20 protein-coding genes are annotated in these 21,837 nt (G+C 42.4%); 11 read left to right on the top strand and 9 right to left on the bottom strand.

Features of this window, described 5'->3' with window-relative positions; all coding sequences use genetic code 11:
* Positions 1–5: 5 nt before the first annotated feature.
* Positions 6–2,441: a tyrosine-protein kinase family protein gene (locus Q0R52_RS23490; protein ID WP_295799383.1), complete on the bottom strand. Its 2,436-nt coding sequence runs from the start codon at positions 2,439–2,441 to the stop codon at positions 6–8.
* Positions 2,442–3,224, bottom strand: coding sequence for a polysaccharide biosynthesis/export family protein (locus Q0R52_RS23485; RefSeq protein WP_295799380.1), 783 nt, complete (start codon positions 3,222–3,224; stop codon positions 2,442–2,444).
* Positions 3,225–3,307: 83 nt separating this feature from the next.
* Here Q0R52_RS23485 and Q0R52_RS23480 point away from each other — a divergent pair, with 83 nt between their 5' ends.
* The 3 genes from Q0R52_RS23480 to gap all read left to right on the top strand — a co-directional run bounded on the left by Q0R52_RS23480 (position 3,308) and on the right by gap (position 6,410).
* The gene (locus Q0R52_RS23480) at positions 3,308–4,054 is read left to right on the top strand and encodes a glycosyltransferase family 2 protein (protein WP_295799377.1); all 747 of its coding nucleotides are present in this window, start codon (positions 3,308–3,310) and stop codon (positions 4,052–4,054) included.
* Positions 4,055–4,168: 114 nt separating this feature from the next.
* Positions 4,169–5,272, top strand: coding sequence for an MraY family glycosyltransferase (locus Q0R52_RS23475; RefSeq protein WP_295799374.1), 1,104 nt, complete (start codon positions 4,169–4,171; stop codon positions 5,270–5,272).
* 145 nt (positions 5,273–5,417) lie between these two features.
* Positions 5,418–6,410: a type I glyceraldehyde-3-phosphate dehydrogenase gene (gap, locus tag Q0R52_RS23470; protein WP_295799371.1), complete on the top strand. Its 993-nt coding sequence runs from the start codon at positions 5,418–5,420 to the stop codon at positions 6,408–6,410.
* 86 nt (positions 6,411–6,496) lie between these two features.
* Here gap and Q0R52_RS23465 read toward each other — a convergent pair whose 3' ends face one another.
* The gene (locus Q0R52_RS23465) at positions 6,497–7,144 is read right to left on the bottom strand and encodes a hypothetical protein (protein WP_295799368.1); all 648 of its coding nucleotides are present in this window, start codon (positions 7,142–7,144) and stop codon (positions 6,497–6,499) included.
* Positions 7,145–7,352: 208 nt separating this feature from the next.
* Between Q0R52_RS23465 and Q0R52_RS23460 the strand changes: the two genes are divergently transcribed.
* From Q0R52_RS23460 to Q0R52_RS23445, 4 genes are all read left to right on the top strand, one after another.
* Positions 7,353–7,790: a GNAT family N-acetyltransferase gene (locus tag Q0R52_RS23460; RefSeq protein ID WP_295799365.1), complete on the top strand. Its 438-nt coding sequence runs from the start codon at positions 7,353–7,355 to the stop codon at positions 7,788–7,790.
* A gap of 111 nt (positions 7,791–7,901) precedes the next feature.
* Entirely contained in the window at positions 7,902–9,092 is a 1,191-nt protein-coding gene (locus tag Q0R52_RS23455; protein ID WP_295799361.1) for a phosphoglycerate kinase, read from the top strand.
* A gap of 178 nt (positions 9,093–9,270) precedes the next feature.
* The gene (locus Q0R52_RS23450; RefSeq protein WP_295799328.1) at positions 9,271–11,145 is read left to right on the top strand and encodes a CocE/NonD family hydrolase; all 1,875 of its coding nucleotides are present in this window, start codon (positions 9,271–9,273) and stop codon (positions 11,143–11,145) included.
* Between the two features lie 149 nt (positions 11,146–11,294).
* Complete coding sequence (locus tag Q0R52_RS23445) at positions 11,295–12,263, top strand: hypothetical protein (protein WP_295799325.1); 969 nt, start codon at positions 11,295–11,297, stop codon at positions 12,261–12,263.
* 93 nt (positions 12,264–12,356) lie between these two features.
* Here Q0R52_RS23445 and Q0R52_RS23440 read toward each other — a convergent pair whose 3' ends face one another.
* Positions 12,357–13,190 carry a hypothetical protein gene (locus Q0R52_RS23440; protein WP_295799322.1) on the bottom strand — a complete coding sequence of 278 codons (834 nt, stop codon included), beginning with the start codon at positions 13,188–13,190 and terminating at the stop codon, positions 12,357–12,359.
* An 84-nt stretch (positions 13,191–13,274) separates the two neighbouring features.
* Here Q0R52_RS23440 and Q0R52_RS23435 point away from each other — a divergent pair, with 84 nt between their 5' ends.
* Positions 13,275–13,556, top strand: coding sequence for an ATP-dependent Clp protease adaptor ClpS (locus Q0R52_RS23435; RefSeq protein ID WP_252791109.1), 282 nt, complete (start codon positions 13,275–13,277; stop codon positions 13,554–13,556).
* An 87-nt stretch (positions 13,557–13,643) separates the two neighbouring features.
* Here Q0R52_RS23435 and Q0R52_RS23430 read toward each other — a convergent pair whose 3' ends face one another.
* Both Q0R52_RS23430 and Q0R52_RS23425 read right to left on the bottom strand, forming a co-directional pair.
* The gene (locus tag Q0R52_RS23430; RefSeq protein WP_295799319.1) at positions 13,644–14,708 is read right to left on the bottom strand and encodes a branched-chain amino acid aminotransferase; all 1,065 of its coding nucleotides are present in this window, start codon (positions 14,706–14,708) and stop codon (positions 13,644–13,646) included.
* Between the two features lie 141 nt (positions 14,709–14,849).
* The gene (locus Q0R52_RS23425; protein ID WP_295799316.1) at positions 14,850–15,806 is read right to left on the bottom strand and encodes a tryptophan 2,3-dioxygenase family protein; all 957 of its coding nucleotides are present in this window, start codon (positions 15,804–15,806) and stop codon (positions 14,850–14,852) included.
* 128 nt (positions 15,807–15,934) lie between these two features.
* On the opposite strand from Q0R52_RS23425, the gene Q0R52_RS23420 reads away from it, so the two are divergent.
* Complete coding sequence (locus Q0R52_RS23420) at positions 15,935–16,408, top strand: universal stress protein (RefSeq protein ID WP_295799313.1); 474 nt, start codon at positions 15,935–15,937, stop codon at positions 16,406–16,408.
* Between the two features lie 82 nt (positions 16,409–16,490).
* Here Q0R52_RS23420 and Q0R52_RS23415 read toward each other — a convergent pair whose 3' ends face one another.
* The 3 genes from Q0R52_RS23415 to Q0R52_RS23405 form a co-directional block, all read right to left on the bottom strand.
* The gene (locus tag Q0R52_RS23415) at positions 16,491–17,783 is read right to left on the bottom strand and encodes an HAD-IB family phosphatase (RefSeq protein WP_295799312.1); all 1,293 of its coding nucleotides are present in this window, start codon (positions 17,781–17,783) and stop codon (positions 16,491–16,493) included.
* A gap of 463 nt (positions 17,784–18,246) precedes the next feature.
* Positions 18,247–19,680, bottom strand: coding sequence for a pyruvate kinase (gene pyk, locus Q0R52_RS23410; protein WP_295799310.1), 1,434 nt, complete (start codon positions 19,678–19,680; stop codon positions 18,247–18,249).
* 66 nt (positions 19,681–19,746) lie between these two features.
* Entirely contained in the window at positions 19,747–20,172 is a 426-nt protein-coding gene (locus tag Q0R52_RS23405) for an IPExxxVDY family protein (protein WP_252791103.1), read from the bottom strand.
* A gap of 146 nt (positions 20,173–20,318) precedes the next feature.
* Here Q0R52_RS23405 and Q0R52_RS23400 point away from each other — a divergent pair, with 146 nt between their 5' ends.
* Complete coding sequence (locus Q0R52_RS23400; protein WP_031266521.1) at positions 20,319–20,555, top strand: acyl carrier protein; 237 nt, start codon at positions 20,319–20,321, stop codon at positions 20,553–20,555.
* Between the two features lie 21 nt (positions 20,556–20,576).
* Entirely contained in the window at positions 20,577–21,830 is a 1,254-nt protein-coding gene (gene fabF / locus Q0R52_RS23395; RefSeq protein WP_252791102.1) for a beta-ketoacyl-ACP synthase II, read from the top strand.
* Positions 21,831–21,837 lie beyond the last annotated feature (7 nt).

Genomic DNA, 21,837 nt, shown 5'->3' with positions numbered 1-21,837 from the left:
TGCATTCAGCCTTTTTTAAACCAGTTTTTTATGCGCCACCATTTGTCTTCATCCTTATCAATATAGTAGCCCGAACTTTCGTATCCGGTGTAGTCGGAATAATAATAATATTTAGTTCCATAATTTTCGCCCGTAAACTTGGTGGTATAATACCTGGAGTGCAGCAAATCCTGGGCAAACGCGTTAAGTACAATTACAGTGTTGTCCAGGTGATACTCCTGCGCAATCCGTTGGGGAACAGTAGCGGCGTAAAATTTTGATTTACCCGAACGAATAACAAACAAGTTGACATCACTGGCCCTAATTAAAGGTATTGCATCAGATACCAGTCCTATCGGTGCGGTATCAATCATTACTATATCATACCTCGAAGTAAGCTCGGCAATCAACTCAGTCATCCGGACTGAGTGCAATAACTCCGAAGGATTGGGCGGGATAGGGCCCGAAACTATAAAATCAAGGTTCTCTTGATTTGAGTGCGAAATTACGTCGTTAGCGGTGCACTGGTTTGCCAGGTAATTGCTCAGTCCAAGATCGTTTGGTACGTGGAATGTTTTATGCAGTTTTGACCGCCGCAAATCCGCAGCAACCAAAATTACTTTTTTGTCGATAAGCGACAAAGTACTTGAAAGGTTCACTGCGACAAATGATTTCCCCTCGCCTGCCACTTCCGATGTAATGCAGATAATTTTGCTCTTCTTTTCGGACGCAAGGAAACTTAAATTGGTCCGGACCGACCGCACCGACTCGGCGAAAATTGATTTAGGCTTGCTCACTGCTAAAATCTGTGTGCTGTACTCATCAATTTCCTCGGGAAATTTTCGTATCACGCCTATTATGGGTATTGTCGTCAGGCTTTCAATAGTCTCTTTATCATAAATGTAAGGGTTTAGTATCCTTATCAGGATAATTAACCCCAACCCTATGGCAAGGCCAAAAATTTCTGCAGAGCGTCTTACCCCGTGTTCGTCTGGTGAGATTGGACTAAAATTGGGTTGGGCTAAATCAATTATAGTGGCACCGGGCAAAATTCCGGCGCTGCTTATCTGTGCGTCGAGTTTCTTTTCCGAAAGAAATGAATAAACTTTATCATTAATATCAAAATCGCGCTTTAAGCTAACCATGTCACGCTCTGCCGAAGGCAGTTCTGATAACTGTTGATTTACAGGGCCCAATTGTTTTTGCAGGTAATCTATTTTATTGGCTATTAACTGGTGTGTTGATGCCAGGCTGTTTAAGATGTTATTTTTAACCTGTAATATCTGCTGATTAATGTCCTGTACGGTCAGCGAGTTGCTGGTGAAAGTCTTTAATGCAATTTTCCTGTCCGTTATAAGCGTATTAAGGCTTGTAATTGCTGCGTTTAGCTGGTTATACTCTGCGCCGCCCATATTAAAGTTAGGAAGCTCATTATTGTCAGATTTAACTATGTCTTGTTTAAGCTGATCTATAGCAAGCAGTTCAATTTTCAACAATGAACTTTGCGACTCAAGTTCGGTGGCCTTGTTAATTGCGCGTGTTGAAGCCGTCGAAACATCCATTATCTTTTTTTTATTTTGATAATCCTGAATCGATTTTTCCGATCCCTTTACCTCGCCTGCAAGGAAATCCAACTGCCTGTCAATAAATTTTATCATTTGCGAGGCCGACTGCGTGCGCTGGTTACGGTCGTAGTTAAGGTATTCCTTCATTACGGCATTTAAAGCATCGGCCGCAAACTGGGGGTTTGAATCTACTTCCTGCAGCGAAATTATGCTCGAGTTTTTGGCAGTTTCGGCCGTGTGAAGCCCACCCCGAACTCTGCCTATAAAATCTTCCGGGGCGTTTAACTTAAAAAGGTATAAGGCCGTATTGGGCATATATCCCGGGTATTTAATGCTAAAAGCAGTAGGCCCGATGGTAAATGGCGTATTGTATTTGCAGTTGATTTTAACATCGCGCCCCGATACTTTGTGACTGATGCTAAAGTTGCCGCTATTAATGGGCCTAAAGGTAATAAGGTCGTGAAAAAAGTTCAGGCTATCAAATTTTACAAGCGCTATATCCAGCGGCTTTTGCGGATATAACTCGCTTGTACGGTTAAGCACCCTGCCAACTACGAAAAAGCTAATCCGGTAGTCAAGATGCTTAATTGCATTAAGCAAAAGCGCGGAGCTCTGTAAAACAACTGTTTCGCTTTGAATTTTCGAAACTGTTCCCCGATCGTTAACACCAGGAACGCTTATAAGGTCAGATATTTCTGACTTTTTTTCTTCAAACTTCAGGGTTGCTCCCGTAGCGTAGGTTTTAGGGGTGTACCACAAATACACATTAGCAACTATCAGGCAAACTCCAAGCGATCCTACAACCCAATACCAACGGCTTAGGAGTATTTTCACTATTTTTAAATAATCTATCTCCTGGCTGGGTAATCTGGGCTTAATCTTATCTGTTTCTTCCATTTAATGACGAATAAGTGTAAGAACAATTAAGGCTGTATTAAACAACAAAAGGATAGGCTGAAAAACGGTTGAAAAACTTTGCAGGTTATCGGTGCGTGTAGCGCGCTTGTTTTGCGCAACGTAAATAATATCCCCGTTTTGCAGAATAGTTCGCGGGTCGTTGATAGATTGAATATTGCTAAGGTCCACCAAAATTACTTTTGGATTTTTTTCGGTACCACGTATAATTTTAACATTACTTTCGCTTGCTTTTTCTGTAATACCACCCGCAGCCCCAATCATTTCAATCAAACTGGTATGATCCTTGGTTAACGGAAAACTGCCCTGCGAACGTATTTCGCCTAACATTATCACTTTAAGGTTTACTATTTTAAGCTCGATGATGGGGTTTACTAAAACGCTTTTGCGATAAGCATCTTCAACCAGCTTTTGCGCCTCGCCCCTGGTATAGCCAGCCACCTTTATGCGGCCTATCGCCGGCAATATTACAAACCCCTCATCATCAACCTGGAAATTCTGGTTATCTGTAGGGCTATTTAAAACATTGTTATTCACATTGTTTTTGGCCGAGTTATCAACAAGGTATTTGGTGTCCTGTAAATTTCTAACCTGTAAAATATCCTGCGACTTAATATGATATTCACCGGTAGCATCGGCCATTTGATAGGCGGTGTCGGTAAGCGATTTCTTTTGCTGAAAGAGCACCTGATATTGCGTGGTGGAGCACGAAGCAAATACCAATAGCAAACCCAAAACTGAAAAACTATAGATTAATTTATGCATAAAATTAACGGCATGCTTAATGTTTACCAGGTATCGACCCAAATTTACATAAATTTGCCGTCATAAACACCCAATCCCACTACGTGCACGATTTAAAAATATCTATAATAACGGTTTGTTTTAACGCCGAAAGCACTATAAAAAGCTGCATTGAGTCAGTTAAAAGCCAGAATTATACCGACATCGAATATATAATTATCGACGGAGGTTCGACGGATAAAACTATCAACATCGTTAATAATTATGCACATTATGTAAATCATTTTGTTTCGGAGCCGGACCTCGGGATATACGATGCGATGAACAAAGGCATCAAATTAGCCACCGGGGATATTGTTGGCATGTTGAATGCCGATGATTATTTTACCGATAATTCGGTATTAAGCCATATTGCAGATGCTTTCCGCAAATATAATGCAGATATTATTTATGGCGATCTTGATTATATAAACGAAAAAGACGCTGTAGTCCGAAAATGGCGCTCGGGACAAATTTCGCGCAGAAAGCTCGAATTCGGATGGATGCCACCACACCCAACGTTTTATTGCAGACGCAATTTATTTGATCAATTCGGCCTTTATCGCCTTGATTACGGGACTGCAGCAGACTATGAATTAATGACCAGATATCTGTATGTCAATAAGTTAACTACACACTATTTAAAAAAAATAATAATTAAGATGAAATTAGGCGGAAAGAGCAACAAAAGCATAACCGCCCGCGTAAAAGGAATGTTCTTTGATTTGAAGGCCATGAGGAATAACGGTATCAGGCTCCCTTTTATAGCATTAATAGTTAAGCCGATACGTAAGATAACTCAATACTTTTAATCAGTATGAAATAATGTTAATATGTTAATAATAAGTGGATGGGTAACTTAACAATTGTTATTTACTTGCACTCACCAAATTTAACTATTGTATAATTAGCGTAAACGATTAAAGATGATGGATTTTCTACATAATTACACATTTATATATTACATTTTCATTATCGCCGTATCCCTGCTGATAACTTCATTTGCAATCCCATCAATTTTACACGTAGCCCGCTTTCGCCACCTATACGATGACCTTGGACATTTCAGAAAAGAGCATGACCACGGTATACCAAGGCTTGGCGGGGTAGCTATTTTTGTTGGTTTTACTATTACTTCGCTCCTGTTTTGCATGACAGATAAATCGTTACCGATAAATTACTTGCTCACTGCATGTATTATATTATTTGCGATGGGCATAAAAGACGATCTTTCGGGTGTAAACTCTAACACAAAATTTGTAATACAATTTGTTGTTTGTGCCATATTGGTGATACTGGGCGATATCCGCCTTACAGGCATGTATGGTGTATTTGGAATTTACGAGATGCCTTACGTAGTAAGCGCAGGTCTGTCAATTTTAATAATCCTGCTGGTTGTTAACGCTTTCAATTTAATTGATGGTATCGATGGTCTTGCCGCAACTACCGGAATCACAGCAAACGGCGCCTTTGCAATATTATTCATATACATTAAACAGTATGAGTTGGCGGCTGTTTCATTTGCAATGGCTGGCTCAATTTTAGGCTTTTTACGCTTTAATATAACCCCCGCTAAAATATTTATGGGCGATACCGGCTCATTGCTGATTGGCTTAATATCGGCAGTGATGGCATTAAAGTTTATACAGGTAAATATGCTTACCCCTAACAAGCTACCCGGAATCTACGAAGCCCCGGCACTGGCAGTTGCCATTTTAATAGGCCCGATATTTGATACAATCAGGGTTTTTGTTGTGCGTATTGCCAACGGCGGTTCGCCTTTTGTGGCTGATCGTAACCACATACATCACCGTATGTTAAAACTGGGTTTCAGCCACTTACAAACTACGCTTATTTTAACTGCCGCTAATATTTTAACCATATTTATGGTACTGTTATTAAAAGAATATGGCAATACAGTACTTATTATTTTAATTGTATTAATGTCCATGGCGTTTAATTGGCTGATTACCTTTTTCCTGCGCTCAAAAGAACGCGAAAGCCTGGCACTCCGGAATTTATTTGTTTGATTGCAAGCAATAAATAACAACAACAACGGAGCCGGGAAATATCCCGGCTTTTTTATTTTATTGTAATATTAAAATCCTATTGCCACGGTTCTTTCTTGTCTCTGATTGTTAAACCGTAAATTTGTTGCCTTTATAAACCGCTACTATGAGAATTGCCATAAACGGCTTCGGGCGTATAGGCCGTGTTTTTTTACGTAATATTTTAACCCGGGAAAACATAGAGGTTGTTGCCATTAACGACCTTACTGATACCAAAACCCTCGCACACCTTTTTAAATACGATTCGGTACACCGTGGCTTTAAAGGGACAGTTGATTTTGATGAAAGCCATTTAATTGTTAATGGCCGGCCTATAAAAATTCTTACAGAAGCCAGTCCGTCAAATTTGCCGTGGAAAGAGCTGGATATCGATTTGGTAATAGAATCAACCGGGAAATTCACCTCAAAGCAGGGTGCCGAGCAGCACTTAGCAGCCGGGGCCAGGCAGGTAATTATATCGGCCCCCGCTACCGATAAGAGTATACCTACGGTTGTACTTGGGGTTAACGATGGGCAAATAGACCTGACGTCGACAATTTTATCAAACGCATCATGTACCACTAATAATGTTGCGGCCATGGTTAAAATACTTGACGACAACTGGGGCATTATTGATGGTTATATCACCACCGTGCACTCCATGACGGGCGATCAAAGCCTGCACGATGCGCCGCACAAAGATTTACGCAGGGCAAGGGCCGCATCCGGTTCAATTATACCAACTACAACCGGGGCTGCTAAAGCCATAACGGCCATCTTCCCGCATTTGGAGGGTCGGCTCGGCGGGGCGGGAATACGAGTACCTGTGCTAAATGGCTCACTAACTGATTTTACCTGCAGCCTCAAAAAACAGCCTACCGTTGAAGCTATAAACATAGCCTTTAAACACGCGGCAGAGGACGCAATGAAGAATGTTTTGGAATACACCGAAGACCCAATCGTATCGACTGATATATTAGGCAACACCCACAGTTGCATCTTTGACGCTCAGCTTACCTCGATAGTTGGTGGCCTGGTAAAAGTTGTGGGCTGGTATGATAACGAAATGGGCTACTCGGGCCGCCTTGCTGATTTGGTGGAGCTTATCGCGAAAGGATAGTTGTATAGGTTATAAAAGTTGCAGCTGTTGAGCAATTCATATCTTCAACTTTTACAACCTATACGACGTTTCCCAACATTTACAACTTACTTCACATACTGCACATATGCCACAGCGCTGGTAACAGGGTAGTTTTTCTGATTATAATAAGTGTACGATGAAAAAGTAATCAACTCATCGGTTTTGGCAAGAAGCAGGTTTTGCTGATCAGTTGCAAGCTGTGCCGACCCGTAAACTTTTGAAAAAGTAAGTTTGCGATGAACGTTAACTTTTTTTACAGGAACCCCGTTTATGGTGGTATCTGAAATAGTCTTAAACTTCACATTGTTTAAGTTATCATCTATTGAGTTAAATGTGGTTTGGCCGTCCTGGTTTACCGTTGTAAAATCAAAAGCTGCCAGCGCCGTTTTTTTCCAGTCCTCTTTCAAATGTATGGCTGAAGTCTTTTGATACCCTTCAGCCAGTAAAAATATATTTACATTTTCGTCAAACGCCATCACCAGGGTTTTGCCCGATACGTTGGTTTTAACTTTTTGGGCATAGATAATAAAGGCGGCCATATGTGCGGTGTCGTCCTTTGTTAATTTTACAGTCGAATCTGGTTTTGCCGAAATGGGATTTGTAGGGCCGGCAGTTTTGCTCGTATCTGTTGATTTTACAGGCGTTACATCAGCTTTCTTGCTGCAGCCCCAAAGAATAACGGAAATTAATAATAACGAAAATACTGTTTTCATAAAATTGTGATTCTATAGGCCCTGCGTAAATATTAATGCAATACTTGTGCTATTTTTGCCGAAGCTGTAAAAAACCGCCTATTGACGCCGAAATGGCACTTATTTACCCGGAGGCCGCGTTTGTGGTAGCATTAACCCGTGGCGATAAGTTAGCACAGTTGGGGAAAAATTGCCCATTTTTGCCTCGCGGGAGTTATTTTTAAAAACTATGATTAAGTTTATTAAGATTGATGATACACTATTAGCCATACGAAACAATGTTTTGCGCGAAGCGAAACTAAGCCACGAAGAATGCATTTTTCCAACTGACATGTTACCCGGTGCATTTCATTTGGGCTATTACGTTGGTGATGAACTTGTTTGCATAGCGTCCTTTCATCCGCAGTCTTATGGAGAGTTTACAGGCGTTGGGTACCAGTTACGCGGCATGGCTACAGTTGATGAATACCGGGGCAGAGGCCTGGGTAACCAGTTGTTAAATTTTGCCATAGTTTATCTGCGCGGGCAAAAAGCAAATTATTTGTGGTGTAATGCGCGTAAAAGTGCCCGCCAATTTTATTTGAATATGGGGTTTGAAACAATTTCCTCTGAGTTTGAAGTACCCAACATAGGTCCTCATTATGTAATGTATGTTAAAATTCAGTGATGTTTTTATTAATTAAAACACCTTTTTAACATTTACTTTCCAATTTGGAATTAAAATGCTGAATTTGGCGGCTCGAAAAATCGCTTGCATTAACCATTTGCATCAAACATTATGAAAACAGTAGATCAAATTAGCTTTTCAGGAAAAAAAGCCCTCATAAGGGTTGACTTTAACGTTCCTCTTGATGAAAACTATAACATTACCGATGATAACCGGATGACGGCAGCATTGCCAACGATAAAAAAAATATTGAACGATGGCGGCGCAGTTATCCTGATGTCGCACTTGGGCAGGCCAAAAGGCGGACCTGAGGAAAAATATTCACTGAAGCATATAGTTTCGCATTTATCTGATTTGTTGGGCCAACAAGTTCAGTTTGCTGATGATTGTATTGGCGCTGCCGCCGAAAGCAAAGCAAAGGCCCTGGGTAAAGGTGAAGTGCTGTTGCTCGAAAACCTGCGCTTTTACAAAGAAGAGGAAAAAGGAGACAAGGATTTTGCCGAAAAGCTTTCAAAGCTGGGCGACATATACGTTAACGATGCATTTGGCACCGCGCACCGCGCGCACGCTTCGACAGCTATAATTGCACAATTTTTCCCTAATGCCAAATACTTTGGCTACCTGATGGCTGCCGAATTACAAAACGCTGAAAAAATATTAAACAATGCCCCAAAGCCATTTACGGCCATTATGGGTGGTTCAAAAGTATCTGACAAGATCGAGCTGATAGAAAAACTCCTGGATAAAGTAGATAACCTTATAATAGGCGGTGGCATGGCTTACACTTTCGCTAAAGCCGATGGCGGTACCATTGGTACATCATTAGTTGAAGCCGACAAACTTGACCTGGCACTTAGCCTGGTTAAAAAAGCAAAAGAAAAAGGTGTGACCCTTTTGTTACCTGTAGATAATGTTATTGCCGATGCATTTTCGAACGATGCAAAAACTGATATTGCAAAAACAGGCAAAATCCCGGACAACTGGATGGGACTTGATATCGGGCCTGAAACTATTAAACTATTCAGCAAAGTTGTTGAAGAATCAAAAACCATACTCTGGAACGGCCCGATGGGTGTTTTTGAAATGGAGAAATTTTTGGTGGGCACAAAAGCAATTGCCGATGCGGTAGCCACGGCAACAGACAATGGCGCATTTTCGCTTATCGGCGGTGGTGACTCTGCCGCAGCAGTGGCCAAGTTTGGCATGACTGACGACGTGAGTTATGTATCAACCGGCGGCGGCGCCCTGCTCGAGTACATGGAAGGTAAGGAATTACCTGGAGTGAAGGCGATTAATGATTGAATTTGATAATTTGAAAATGAGCTAATTTGAAGATGATGATTGAATAGTCTGTCTTTCTAATCTTCAAATTGACAAATCATCAAATTAACACATCAGGTTCGTAACGATTTTATGAAGACAACCCAAAGAGGTTGTCTTTTTTGTTTTAATGCTTACTTTTAAGCGTTAATAACTGACAATGAAAAAACTTTTACTTCTTGCTTTTTGCTTTACGCTTTTAGCCTCCATAACCTTCGCCCAGCCAAGCGGCAACAACGCCGAAGCCACGTACGTAAAGGACAACTACACAAAATACGAATATCAAATCCCGATGCGTGATGGCAAAAAGCTGTTCACTTCGGTTTACGTACCTAAGGACCAATCGAAGAAATATCCTTTTATGATGGACCGGACCCCTTACAGCGTGGGCCCATACGGCGCCGATAAGTATAAAGGCAACCTGGGTCCTTCCCCTGCCTTTATGCACGACAGTTATATTTTTGTTTACCAGGATGTGCGCGGCCGCTATATGAGCGAAGGTATGTTTGAGGAAATGATGCCCGAAAAGGAAGACCACAGCAGCAATACCGATGTTGATGAAGGCACCGACACTTACGATACCATCGACTGGCTGCTAAAAAACATACCGAACAATACCGGGAAAGTGGGTGTTTGGGGTATATCGTACCCTGGTTTTTATACAACCGCTGCCTTGTTAAGCCGCCACCCGGCTTTAGTAGCGGCATCACCCCAGGCGCCTATGTCTGATTTATGGCGCGATGACGGCTGGCACAATGGTGCATTCTTTTTGGTAGCCAACTTTGGGTTTTACCCAGGTTTTACCAACAAGCAGGATGATAAACCAACCCAACGTCGCGGCGGTCGGTTTAACCCGGGCACTAATGACGGATACGACTTTTTTTTGAAGATGGGTCCAATGAAAAACACCAACGACAAGTATTATAAAGATACCATCCGCCTGTGGAACGAAATGATGGACCACCCGGATTACGACCAGCATTGGAAAGACCGCAATGTGTTATATCACCTGCACGATATTAAAACCGCTGTGTTAGTTACGGGCGGCTGGTACGATGCCGAGGATTTATACGGTGCTATAAACACCTACAAAACACTGGTAAAGCGAAATCCTAAAACACCAATTTACTTTGCCATGGGCCCGTGGGTACACGGCGGCTGGGCACGCGGCGCAGGCGACCACCTGGGCGACGTTGATTTTGGCGGCCCAACCGGCCCGCATTATAGGGACGATATCGAATTTAAATTCTTTAGTCATTACCTGAAAGGTACAGATATGAACATTGCCCCGGTCAATACTTTTGAAACGGGCGTAAACAAATGGAAAGAGTATAAAACCTGGCCACCAAAAGAGGCCGAAGAAAAGCAACTGTATCTACTGCCCGGCGGGAAACTGTCGTTTAATGCCCCTGCAGACAGCAAAGAGAGTTATGATGAATATGTATCAGATCCTAGCAACCCGATACCGTTCCTGAATCATAAAAGCATGGACATGGACCGCGAATACATGACCGCCGACCAACGCTTTTTAGCCGACCGTAAAGATTTGCTAAACTATACAACAGATGTACTGGACAAGGACGTTACTATAGCCGGCAACATTTGGGCAAACCTAAAAGTATCAACTACCGGCACCGATGCCGATTTTGTGGTGAAAGTTTTGGATGTTTATCCTGATACCGCCAGCAACAATAAATTTACCGGCAAGGACGTAAAGATGGCCGGGTACCAGCAAATGGTGCGCAGCGAGCCTATCCGCGGCAAGTATCGTGTCTCAATTGAAAAACCGGAACCATTTACCCCGGGCAAAGTTACCCCGGTAAATTGGGAACTGCAGGATGTATTACATACCTTTAAAAAAGGCCACAAAATAATGGTGCAGGTACAAAGCACCTGGTTCCCACTGATTGACCGCAACCCGCAAACTTTTGTGGATATTATGAAATGCGACAGCGCTGCCTTTAAAAAAGCAACACACCGGGTTTACACATCAAAGGCAAACCCAAGCTTTTTGAAAGTAAGAGTGGTGGAATAAGGTACGAATGAGTAAGGAAAGTTTGACCAGGTTAGATTTGCCAACTTTGGGGCTCATAAGATAGCTGCGCGGTCCCGTGTACATTACTTTTCAAATAAAAAGGCTATTTTTAGCTGATGCCACTTCAGCTAAAAGTTAAAAAACTAATTGTGAAACAGTTTATTGCTGCAACTACGCTGGCGATGTTGTTGCTGTCCTATTCAACAGTATTCGCCCAACATCCCGACACGGTACGCACCGGCGTTTACATCACCAGCATTCACGACATCAATTTTAAAGATAAAGAGTATAACATTACCCTTTGGTTGTGGCTAAAATACAAGAACAAGAGTTTTGATTTTCTGCATAACCTGGAGGTGCCGCAGGCAAAGTCTGTCATTACCTCCTATTCAACCGTCGATTCATCCGACAATAAAATATACCTGCTGATGAAACTTCAGTGTGTGATGAAAGATTCGTGGGCGGTTAATAATTTTCCGTTCGACAAGCAAAAACTTCGCTTTTCCATCGAAAACTCACAGTATGATTCCAAATCGCTGGTGTTTGCCGCCGACACACTGGGCAAGCATTTCGATCCCCGTTTTACATTAAGGGGATGGGATATAGACAGCCTCGACATTTCAACCGGCATAAAAAAATATGAAACAGCGTTTGGCGATGACAGCCAACCAAAGCCCCATACCGAATACAGCAACTTCAAAGTAAGGGTGCAAATCGACCGGGCGGCAATGGGATTGTTCTGGAAAATGTTCCTCGGCATGTACGTGGCCTTCCTGATTGCCTATATGTGCTTTTATATCCATGCCGACAGTATCGACTCTCGTTTTGGATTAAGCGTAGGAGCACTATTTGCTGTCATCGGTAATAAATATATTGTAGACTCATCGCTGCCCGAATCAACCACATTTACTTTAGTTGATATGCTGCATGGAATTACGCTGTTCTTTATCCTCACAGTTATCATTTGTACAGCATGGTCGCTAAAACTTGTTAAACGCAACGAATTGGCCAAATCGCAAAGGTTCGATTTTATTAGTGCCCAGGTTTTGCTGGGCTGTTACCTCTTGCTCAACGCCTGGTTTATTTTTGAAGCGACGCGGGTGGGGATAAGCAGTTAACGATAAAAAAAGGCTGTGACGACACAGCCGGCATGATAATGATATTATTAAACAGCTGAGACATCAGCATATTCACCCATCTGACCATCAATTTCATTTCGACAAATAAAACTTCTCCCAAAAATCTTCAGATGCAAACAATGCACTACGGTCTGAGCTTCCGCCGGCGCCCCCCGTACCTCCGCCACGGCTCCCTCTGCCGCCACCGCCGCCGTGACCTCCACGACTTCCGCCACCCATTCCACCGCCACCGCGGCCGCCGCGGCCACCGCCCTCTCCTTCGCCCTGCGTTGCAGGCTTGGTTATGCCGTTTATTTTAAAGTTGAATGCCCATTCGTTTTTTTCTGCATCGGCTGCTGCGTGAAAAAGCGCAAGCGGAATAGCTGCTTCACAAACAAGGTAACCCTTATCGTCGTAATCCAAGGCTGTTTTTATACCATAAGTGTTGCTGGTGGTAATCATATCATCTTCAATATCCTTAAAGCCATCGGCTTTTATACCGCGCAACACGGTCAAAACAGCCTGCATTAAGGCCTCATGATTTTGCTTGCCATCGCCATCTGTTGGGGGATTTAATGGCGATACATTTCCGTTTGTTGCCAGCGGAAATGTAATACTAAAGCTTTCTTTCTTTTTCCCTTTGGTGTTAATACTGAAGGTAGCACCGGCCTTTAATATTCGGATTTGCTCGCTACGATCGTTAACACGCATGGCCATATATAAGGTGTCTTTGCTGTTGGCAATGGCATAGTTAATCCGCTTTTCGGTATTATAATACCGCAGGCTATCGCCCCACTCTTTGATGGAGCCATCTATCATAATATTAGTGGGCGGAGCTTGTAACGTTGTAATTGGCTGGGCGTTTAGCCGTAAAGTTGTTGCCTGTAAAAGCAGGCTATAGGCAATGTAGGGGATATATGCTTTCATGAAATAAAATTATGGGTTTAAAGCCGCAATAGAACATTATTATGACTGCTTTATTATAGATTTTGAGTAAATTTGTAGTTACGTATGCCAACTGAAGTACAGGAAGAAACCCTCACCCTTGAGGAAATTTTGGCGGGGCTAAAGGAAATGCACCGCCTCATTTTATGGAACGACGACCACAATACGTTCGACCACGTGATTTTTTGTATGATGAAGTACCTCGACTACTCAGAATCGCAGGCCGAAAAGATCGCGTGGAAAGTTCACAACGAAGGTAAATGCGCGGTTTTGGAAGGCTCGTTTACCGAAGTGGAAGTTTACCGCAAAATTTTGCAGCAGGAAGGTTTAACCGTAAGCGTAGAGTAGCGTTTAAGGCTATGAAAAAGAAAAGGTCAGAAACCAGGATTGTTCTTTCCTGATTTCCGACCTCTGGTCTCTAATCATTGGTGCTAATTACACCATATAATTCCATCCATGTGTATCAGCAGCGCGACCGTATTTAATGGCATCAAGTTCGCTTAATACTTTTTGCGAAAATTCGCGGGTTTTTGGATCGCTTAAAAAATATTCTTCACCATTGTAGCTTATCGATCCTACCGGAGCAATGGTAGCGGCAGTACCTGCGCCAAAAGCATCCTGTAGTTTGCCGGTCTTCGCCCCTTCAATAATTTCAGCAACAGATACACGGCGTTCTTCAACTTCCATACCCCATTCGCGGGCAAGGGTTAATACAGTATCGCGGGTTACGCCATCTAAAATGGTATCGCGGGTTGATGGTGTTATCAGTTTTCCGTCAAGCACAAACATTACGTTTGCAGCACCCATTTCCTCCACATATTCATGGTTTTTGGCGTCGGTCCAAATCAACTGGTCAAAGCCTTCTTCTGTGGCCTTTTTGGCTGGCAGCATACTGCCGCCATAGTTTCCGGCCGACTTTGCATAACCCATACCGCCCTCTGCAGCGCGGGTGTAATGTGTTTCAATTTTAACCCTCAGGGTTTTTGAAAAGTACGGACCAACCGGACCAATCAATACCATATATTTATAGGTGGCTGATGGTGCTACACCCAAATAAGGGTCGGTAGCAAACATAAACGGCCTTATATACAAAGCGTGATGTGCTTTTGACGGCACCCAATCGCGGTCGATATCTACAACTGCGGCTATTGACTGTATAAATATTTCTTCGGGCAGCGCAGGCATGCACAAACGCTCAGCTGATTTGTTAAAGCGGATAGCGTTTTTTTCCGGGCGGAAAATAGTAACCTGCCCATCGGCATGCTTGTAAGCTTTTATACCTTCAAAAAATGCCTGGCCATAGTGTAATGCCGAAATAGCAGGACTTAAACCAATTTCGCCGTAAGGCACAATTTCAAAATTCTTCCATTCGCCGTCAATATAATCGGCAACAAACATATGGTCTGAAAATGTGCGCCCAAAGGGCAAGTTACTGAAATCCGTTTCTTGTAAACGGGAATGATTGGTTTTAGTGATTTTGATGTCCAGCGTTTCGGTCATGGCCTTAGTGTATTTAATTCGAAAAATGGCAAGGTAGGAAAATTTTTGCTCATAGTAGATGATTCACAAGCCATTGCCGATTTTTTTTACAATTGGAAAATGAATTTTGTCAGGATGCCCGGTTAAAATCCATTAGTTAATCTACCTGAATTCTTTGAGCACTTTCTCGACCCAGGCCTTCCCCCAGTTTTCAAACTCCTGTTCATTCCAAAGCGATGGATAAAAGATACGTTTCTGAAAACGGGGAGGCAGGTATTTCTGCCAGTTAGTGCCGCCAGTTGCTTTAATTTCTTCCGGCTCACGGTTAAGGTACCGTACGGCCGATTTGTAATGCACCAGCGGCCAGTTTACATTTACATTTACGTCAAGCTGTTTTAACTCCGCCTCAAGTTCCGGCGTAGCCAATCCATTGGCTTTTAATTGATGATATAACGAATAAAAATTACTCGTGGCATTGGCCTTGCCGAGACTGATGAAGGTTGCAGCATATTTTTTCTCGAACTGTTTAAGCGTTAAGGTTTTTTTACCGGTTGAAAGTTCCGTTGCTCCAAACTTCCAGTAGATATACTCAAACTGCTCTTCAATAGATGCGGCCCCTAACTCCGCGCGTTTATCTTTAGCAACCAGGTTTATGAAGTCGGTGGCATAAATTTCAATCATCCTGTACTGGCCTGACTGGAAGCCGCTTGCCGGAAGGAGTGACATCCGGAACTTTAAAAACTGTTCCTTCTCCATACCATCAACCATAATACCAAACGATGTTGTTAAAGCCTCAAAGTATTGGTTGATGCGCTTCAGCCGGGCTGTAAAAAATACCGGGGTTAAAGGCTGCGCTGCCGTGATCTGCTTACACTCATGCAATACCAGCTTAAAATATAGTTCGGTAATCTGGTGGTACATGATGAAAATCTCCTCATCCGGGAACGGCGTTTTTGGGCTTTGCAAGCTTAAAAGGGTATCCAGGTGGATATAATCCCAATAAGTTAAAAAGTCGGCGAAAAGCAAGCCATCAAGATAGGACACCATGTCCTGTCCCATGGCTTCATATTTTTCCTGCAGCTGTGCCAGGCGTTCTTCAATTTCGGGAGAGAAATGCATGGGCAAATGTAGGAAGAAAAGTTCTAAGTCGGGAGTCGATAGGCTTAAGCGACTGGGTTAAAATATCAGTATAAACAAAACTTATTGTTGCCCGTTTGTTGTTATATTTATAGCCAATCCTTCCAGATATGAAAATCAGCAAAATACTTATAGGCATAGACGACAGCAAGTACGCCGACCATGCCGCCGAATATGGTTTTGATTTAGCACATAAATTTAATGCCGAAGTTGGTGTGGTAAATATTATTGAACCAATGCTGATACCTCAAACCTCCGCAGGAATCGACCCTTTATTGGGCGCAGGTATGGCCTCTACAATAGCTGAAGATATGGAAATAATGGACATCCAGAAAAGTCATGCGGGCACGATTGTAGAAAACATTATTAAAAAATTTGGCGCCGACATGCCGGTAACACACTTTACGGAATATGGCTCCACCGCCGATGGCATAATCAATTGCAGCAAAGAATTTGGCGCCGACCTGGTAGTTATAGGTACCCACAGCCGCAGCGGGCTCGACAGGTTGCTAATGGGAAGTGTAGCCGAACACGTGGTGCGTCATTCAGAAGTACCGGTGCTGGTGGTGCCATTTAGTTCATAGATTATGGTTCATAGTTCATGGCAAAACCGACGCGGCAATATGCAGTTTGGCTGTAACGGCTATGAACTATCAACCATGAACTCTAATATAGCAACCTAAACTTAATGGTATGTTCTATCGCTTTCAATTCGTTTAACACTTCTGTATCATATCCTGTGTTAACATCGGTGATAACGTAGCCTATTTGCGGGTTGGTCACCAAAAACTCGCCTACTATATTAATATTGTGACGGGCAAACACGTCGTTGATTTTAGCCAATATACCCGGCACGTTTTTGTGAATGTGTATTAAGCGGTGTGCATTGCTTACGCGCGGCGGCTGCAAATCTGGGAAATTGCAGCTGGTATGGGTTTTTCCCTCGTTCATAAATGCCATTACCCTTTTGGGGATAAAGTCATCATTACGCGGATTGTTCTTGGGGTCGTCAAAAATGATAACGCCGTTTTCGCATGCAGTTTCGGCAAGTTTGCGACTATTTATTCTACCGAAAATACCGATTACCTTCAACCGGCCTGCATTTTGCACTTGGTCCGGCGTAGGCTGATGTGCCTCGTCACAAAATAATATGCCGGCTTCTTCAAGGTATTTTTCGTCTATGCTATCACGATGGCGGATGTTATAGCCTTCCTTTTTCATTTGAGCCAGGGCCTCTTCCTCTACATCGCCCACCACCAAACATTTAATGCGATTTTTAGGGTATGATATTGCCCGCGGCAACTTATTGATAAACAAAAACTCGTCGAAACTGGGTGTAATATGGTCGGCTTTTTCCGCAACGGATTTGCGCTCGATATTTTCGGTGAAAGCGAAAAACTTCTTAATCATTCCAGATTCTTTCAATTGAAAATCCGAATAGCCATCACCTATACCGTATATATCGCCCGGTAAGTTTAATTCTTTTAGCAGCTTAACCTTGCCGCCCTCCTGGCTTAGCGGGTTTTCGCGGTCGTAGCCGATAATGTTACCATCGGCATCAAACACGAAGGTATTGGCGTAAATATTTTCCTTTTTTATGTGGTACTCAGTTACCACAGGTATTATAAATTCCTTAAATCCGCCTGACACAATCAGTACTTCATCTGCATGATTTTTGAAAAATACGGTATTACGGCTAAACGACGTGGAAACTTTTTTCTTTAAGTGAGTAATTAATTGCTTCAGATGCTCGCGGTTGGCTTGCAGAAGTTTAACCCGATTTTCCAAACTTTGGGTAAAAGACAGCCGGCCTTCCATGCTGGCATTGGTTAAGTCTTCTATTTGTTTGTATATGATTTCGCGGTCGGGGTGGTGTCTCAGTGAAATGCGGGCCAGTTCGTCCAAAGCCTCAACCTGTGTAAAGGTGCTGTCGAAATCTATAATAAAGTATTGATCCATTCTTGATTTGATGCATCCCGCACGTGCGGAATGCAGATATGCAAATGTGCAGATTTTTTAAATTGATTTTTAAAGTTGTTTATAAAGTTGATAGGATGGGTAGTGTAATGTGGAAAAAACACCTTGCAGGAATGTAATTCACTGTCTATAAATACCAAACACCATAGCGATTCAAATCACACAATGCCGGTTGATTGGTACAATCCATTTATAATTGTTAATACTAATTAAACTTTGGCTTCGTTATTGTAGTCTATTTGATAACAAAAAAGTTACAATATGACAACATTAAGAATTTGCTGGGATTACTATTTCGCCAAATTAGATAAGCTTAAAGTAAAAGCTTGCAAGGCTGAGATTTACTAAGATTGTAAAAATTTCAAACGTTACAGGCGTTAAAAAAGAAAGGTTGTATAGCTTAAACTATACAACCTTTATAATATTTATAACTCTTACAACAGCCTTAATCAACCACAGTAACCTTCAGCATATTTGTTTTCGCCTTTTTCGAAATTGGCACCGACGCTGTGTTAATTACCACATCACCTTCCTGTACCAGGCTGGCTTCTTTAAGCATATTGTTTACATCAGCAATAGTTTGGTCGGTACTTTCATCTTTATCATAATAAAAAGTATGTACACCCCATAACAAACTTAATGCATTTAACAGGTGCTTGTTGGCAGTGAAGATATAGGTACCTGCTTTTGGCCTATAGCTCGATATTTCAAAGGCAGTATAGCCCGAGGTAGTCATAGAAACGATACCGGCTGCATTGGTGTGCTCGGCCAGGTACACTGCCGATCCGCAAAGCGCATTACTCAGGTAATCGGGCGACGAAGCATCTGTAACGTCACTCTTGCTGTTGAAAGGATACCCCAGTTCTTCAACGTTACGTATAATTTTGGCCATAGTTTCAATAACTATAACCGGGAACTCCCCTACTGACGTTTCACCGCTTAGCATTACTGCGTCTGCACCGTCAAGCACAGAGTTGGCCACGTCATTCACTTCAGCACGGGTAGGGCGCGGGGTGGTTATCATCGACTCCAGCATCTGCGTTGCCACAATTACCGGTTTTGATGCCAGGCGGCATTTGCGGGCAATCATTTTTTGTAACAAAGGCACTTCTTCAAGCGGCATTTCAACGCCAAGGTCGCCGCGGGCAACCATAACGCCATCAGTAGCAGCTATAATTTCATCTATATTATCAATAGCTTCCGGCTTCTCAACCTTGGCAATTACTTTGGCGGCTTTACCGCTTTCGGCAATAATCTTTTTAAGTTCCAGTATATCCTGGCCGGTACGCACAAACGAAAGACCCACCCAATCAACATCCCATTCCAACGCATACTTAAGGTTCTCAATATCTTCTTCGGTTAAGCTTGGGATCGACACCTTGGTATTTGGCAGGTTAACGCCCTTGCGCGATGTTAAAATGCCACCATGCACCACTTCGCAAACAACCGTGTCCACCCTGTTGGTGCTGATAACCCGCATTTGTATTTTACCATCATCCAGCAAAATAATTTCGTCGGCTTTTACATCCTGTGGAAATGTGGGGTAGGTAATGTATATCTGGTTATCGTCACCTATAAGCTCGTGGGTGGTAATATTTATTGAGGTTCCGTTAACCAGGTGTATGCCGCCATCTTTAACCAGGCCAATGCGGATTTTTGGGCCCTGCAAATCGGCTAATATGCCAACGTTGGTTTTATATTCTGCATTTATTTCGCGAATAGTATCAATTACTGCTTTATGGTCCTGCGCTTTACCGTGCGAAAAGTTTAAGCGACAAATGTTAACACCAGCCTGGATCATGGCCAGCAAAACATCTTTTTTTGCCGAAGCGGGGCCCATTGTGGCAACAATTTTAGTTCGGTTATAATATAATTTCATATTTGTAGGGTTAATACTGGCTTACAGGCGTGTTGAGTGTACCTATAACACTTTTAAAAATTTGCGCTAAAATAAGAGATTTTCGCGTGATTTTATTTTTTTAGGATCAATCTTTACTGCGGCAACAATTTCGGGCACCTTATTAATGGCCGAAATAAGGCTTTCCAGATCATTTTCATCAATATAATTTTTTATCAACAAAAAATAATCCGCCTTTCGCATCTCCGGTACCAGGTAACCATCCGACCCTTTATTGCCGATAAAGTAAAAATCCGTCTCGCTGGCCTCCCAATTATAGTGGTATATGGAGAATAAAACAGGCTCAGCACCATGATGAATATCAACTTCAAGGTCGGGAATTTTTATCAAATTAAAGCTTAAAGCCTTGTTAATGAGATAACAAACGCGATAGTCTTTTAGTGATGTGGTAACCGCAATGAGAACAAAATCAAGATCGATCTCAAACTTTAAAAATTTCCTGTTCAAAATCATTACTTTTGCGCCGGTAAAAATACAAAATCGAAACAGATGCAATAAAATATTGTTGCATATAATGCAAATGTTTTTAGATTTGATAATTAACAGAATTTATTTTTCCTTTGCACTGAATTTTATTTAATCATTTAAACTGTAAGACTATGTCTGATATCGCTTCAAGAGTAAAAGCTATTATCGTAGAAAAATTAGGTGTTGACGAAAGTGAAGTAACACCCGAAGCTAGCTTCACCAATGATCTTGGTGCTGACTCGTTGGACACCGTGGAATTAATCATGGAGTTTGAAAAGGAATTTAACGTGGCTATACCTGATGACCAGGCCGAAACTATCGGTACAGTAGGTCAGGCTGTTGCTTACCTTGAAAAAAACGTTAAATAAGAACTCCCCCAAACCTAGTAAATGGAGTTTAAAAGAGTTGTTGTAACCGGGCTTGGAGCACTCACCCCAATTGGCAATACCGTTCCCGAATATTGGGAATCATTGATAAATGGTGTGAGTGGCGCTGCCTTAATTAAGAGTTTTGATACCGAAAAGTTCAAAACCAAATTTGCATGTGAAGTAAAAAACTTCGATGCAGACGCTTTTTTGGGTCGCAAAGACGCCCGGAAGCTTGATCCTTTTGTTCAATACGCATTATTTTCTACAGAAGAAGCGGTAAAAGACGCCGGACTGGATTTTGACAAGCTTGATGTTAACCGCATTGGGGTTATCTGGGGTTCAGGTATCGGTGGTTTAAAAACGTTTTTAGACGAGGTTGTGAATTTTGCCAAAGGCGACGGCACACCACGTTTTAACCCGTTCTTTATCCCAAAAATGATTGCTGATATAGCCCCCGGGCATATCTCTATCAAATACGGTTTGCGGGGACCAAATTTTTCAACTGTATCTGCCTGTGCATCGTCAAATAATTCGCTGATAGATTCATTTAACTATATCCGCCTGGGTAAAGCTAATATGTTTATCAGCGGTGGCTCTGAAGCTATTATTAATGAAGCTGGTATAGGCGGTTTCAATGCCATGCATGCCCTTTCGACCCGTAATGACGACCCGGCAACAGCCTCACGTCCGTTTGACCTGGACAGGGATGGCTTTGTAGCTGGCGAAGGTGCAGGAACCATTATTTTGGAGGAATTGGAGCACGCAAAAAGACGCGGTGCGAAAATTTATGCCGAAATGATTGGCGGTGGCATGAGTGCAGATGCTTACCATATGACGGCTCCCCATCCTGAAGGATTAGGTGCTGCGCTGGTAATGCGCCACGCTTTGGAAGATGCAGGTATTACACCGGCCGACATTGACTATGTAAACGTTCACGGCACATCAACCCCTATCGGCGATCCGCAGGAAGTGAAAGCTATACAGGATGTTTATGGCGACGACATTTACCGCATAAATATCAGCTCAACCAAATCAATGACCGGGCACCTTTTGGGAGCTGCTGGCGCTGTTGAGGCAATTGCTGCTATTTTAGCTGTTAAAAACGGTATAATTCCACCAACCATTAACCATTTTACCGACGATCCGGCTTTTGATCCAAAAATTAATTTTACGTTCAACAAGGCACAAAAACGCGAAGTGAGAATAGCACAAAGCAATGGATTTGGTTTTGGCGGGCACAATGCTTCTGTGATATTTAAAAAGTACGAAGAATAATTAACTG

Origin of the sequence: Mucilaginibacter sp. (assembly GCF_025359345.1) — a bacterium.
Classification (GTDB): Bacteria; Bacteroidota; Bacteroidia; order Sphingobacteriales; family Sphingobacteriaceae; genus Mucilaginibacter.
This window is presented reverse-complemented; position numbering and strand designations above follow the sequence as displayed.

What these genes read in the sequence shown, in the direction of transcription:
- Q0R52_RS23460 (WP_295799365.1), top strand. Translation starts at nt 7,353, where the DNA reads ATGATTAAGTTTATTAAGATTGATGATACACTATTAGCCATACGAAAC.
- Q0R52_RS23430 (WP_295799319.1), bottom strand. Translation starts at nt 14,708, where the DNA reads ATGACCGAAACGCTGGACATCAAAATCACTAAAACCAATCATTCCCGT.
- Q0R52_RS23435 (WP_252791109.1), top strand. Translation starts at nt 13,275, where the DNA reads ATGCCAACTGAAGTACAGGAAGAAACCCTCACCCTTGAGGAAATTTTG.
- Q0R52_RS23400 (WP_031266521.1), top strand. Translation starts at nt 20,319, where the DNA reads ATGTCTGATATCGCTTCAAGAGTAAAAGCTATTATCGTAGAAAAATTA.
- Q0R52_RS23450 (WP_295799328.1), top strand. Translation starts at nt 9,271, where the DNA reads ATGAAAAAACTTTTACTTCTTGCTTTTTGCTTTACGCTTTTAGCCTCC.
- Q0R52_RS23465 (WP_295799368.1), bottom strand. Translation starts at nt 7,144, where the DNA reads ATGAAAACAGTATTTTCGTTATTATTAATTTCCGTTATTCTTTGGGGC.
- Q0R52_RS23475 (WP_295799374.1), top strand. Translation starts at nt 4,169, where the DNA reads ATGATGGATTTTCTACATAATTACACATTTATATATTACATTTTCATT.
- fabF (WP_252791102.1), top strand. Translation starts at nt 20,577, where the DNA reads ATGGAGTTTAAAAGAGTTGTTGTAACCGGGCTTGGAGCACTCACCCCA.
- Q0R52_RS23490 (WP_295799383.1), bottom strand. Translation starts at nt 2,441, where the DNA reads ATGGAAGAAACAGATAAGATTAAGCCCAGATTACCCAGCCAGGAGATA.
- Q0R52_RS23455 (WP_295799361.1), top strand. Translation starts at nt 7,902, where the DNA reads ATGAAAACAGTAGATCAAATTAGCTTTTCAGGAAAAAAAGCCCTCATA.
- pyk (WP_295799310.1), bottom strand. Translation starts at nt 19,680, where the DNA reads ATGAAATTATATTATAACCGAACTAAAATTGTTGCCACAATGGGCCCC.
- Q0R52_RS23415 (WP_295799312.1), bottom strand. Translation starts at nt 17,783, where the DNA reads ATGGATCAATACTTTATTATAGATTTCGACAGCACCTTTACACAGGTT.
- Q0R52_RS23425 (WP_295799316.1), bottom strand. Translation starts at nt 15,806, where the DNA reads ATGCATTTCTCTCCCGAAATTGAAGAACGCCTGGCACAGCTGCAGGAA.
- Q0R52_RS23485 (WP_295799380.1), bottom strand. Translation starts at nt 3,224, where the DNA reads ATGCATAAATTAATCTATAGTTTTTCAGTTTTGGGTTTGCTATTGGTA.
- Q0R52_RS23405 (WP_252791103.1), bottom strand. Translation starts at nt 20,172, where the DNA reads ATGATTTTGAACAGGAAATTTTTAAAGTTTGAGATCGATCTTGATTTT.
- Q0R52_RS23440 (WP_295799322.1), bottom strand. Translation starts at nt 13,190, where the DNA reads ATGAAAGCATATATCCCCTACATTGCCTATAGCCTGCTTTTACAGGCA.
- Q0R52_RS23420 (WP_295799313.1), top strand. Translation starts at nt 15,935, where the DNA reads ATGAAAATCAGCAAAATACTTATAGGCATAGACGACAGCAAGTACGCC.
- gap (WP_295799371.1), top strand. Translation starts at nt 5,418, where the DNA reads ATGAGAATTGCCATAAACGGCTTCGGGCGTATAGGCCGTGTTTTTTTA.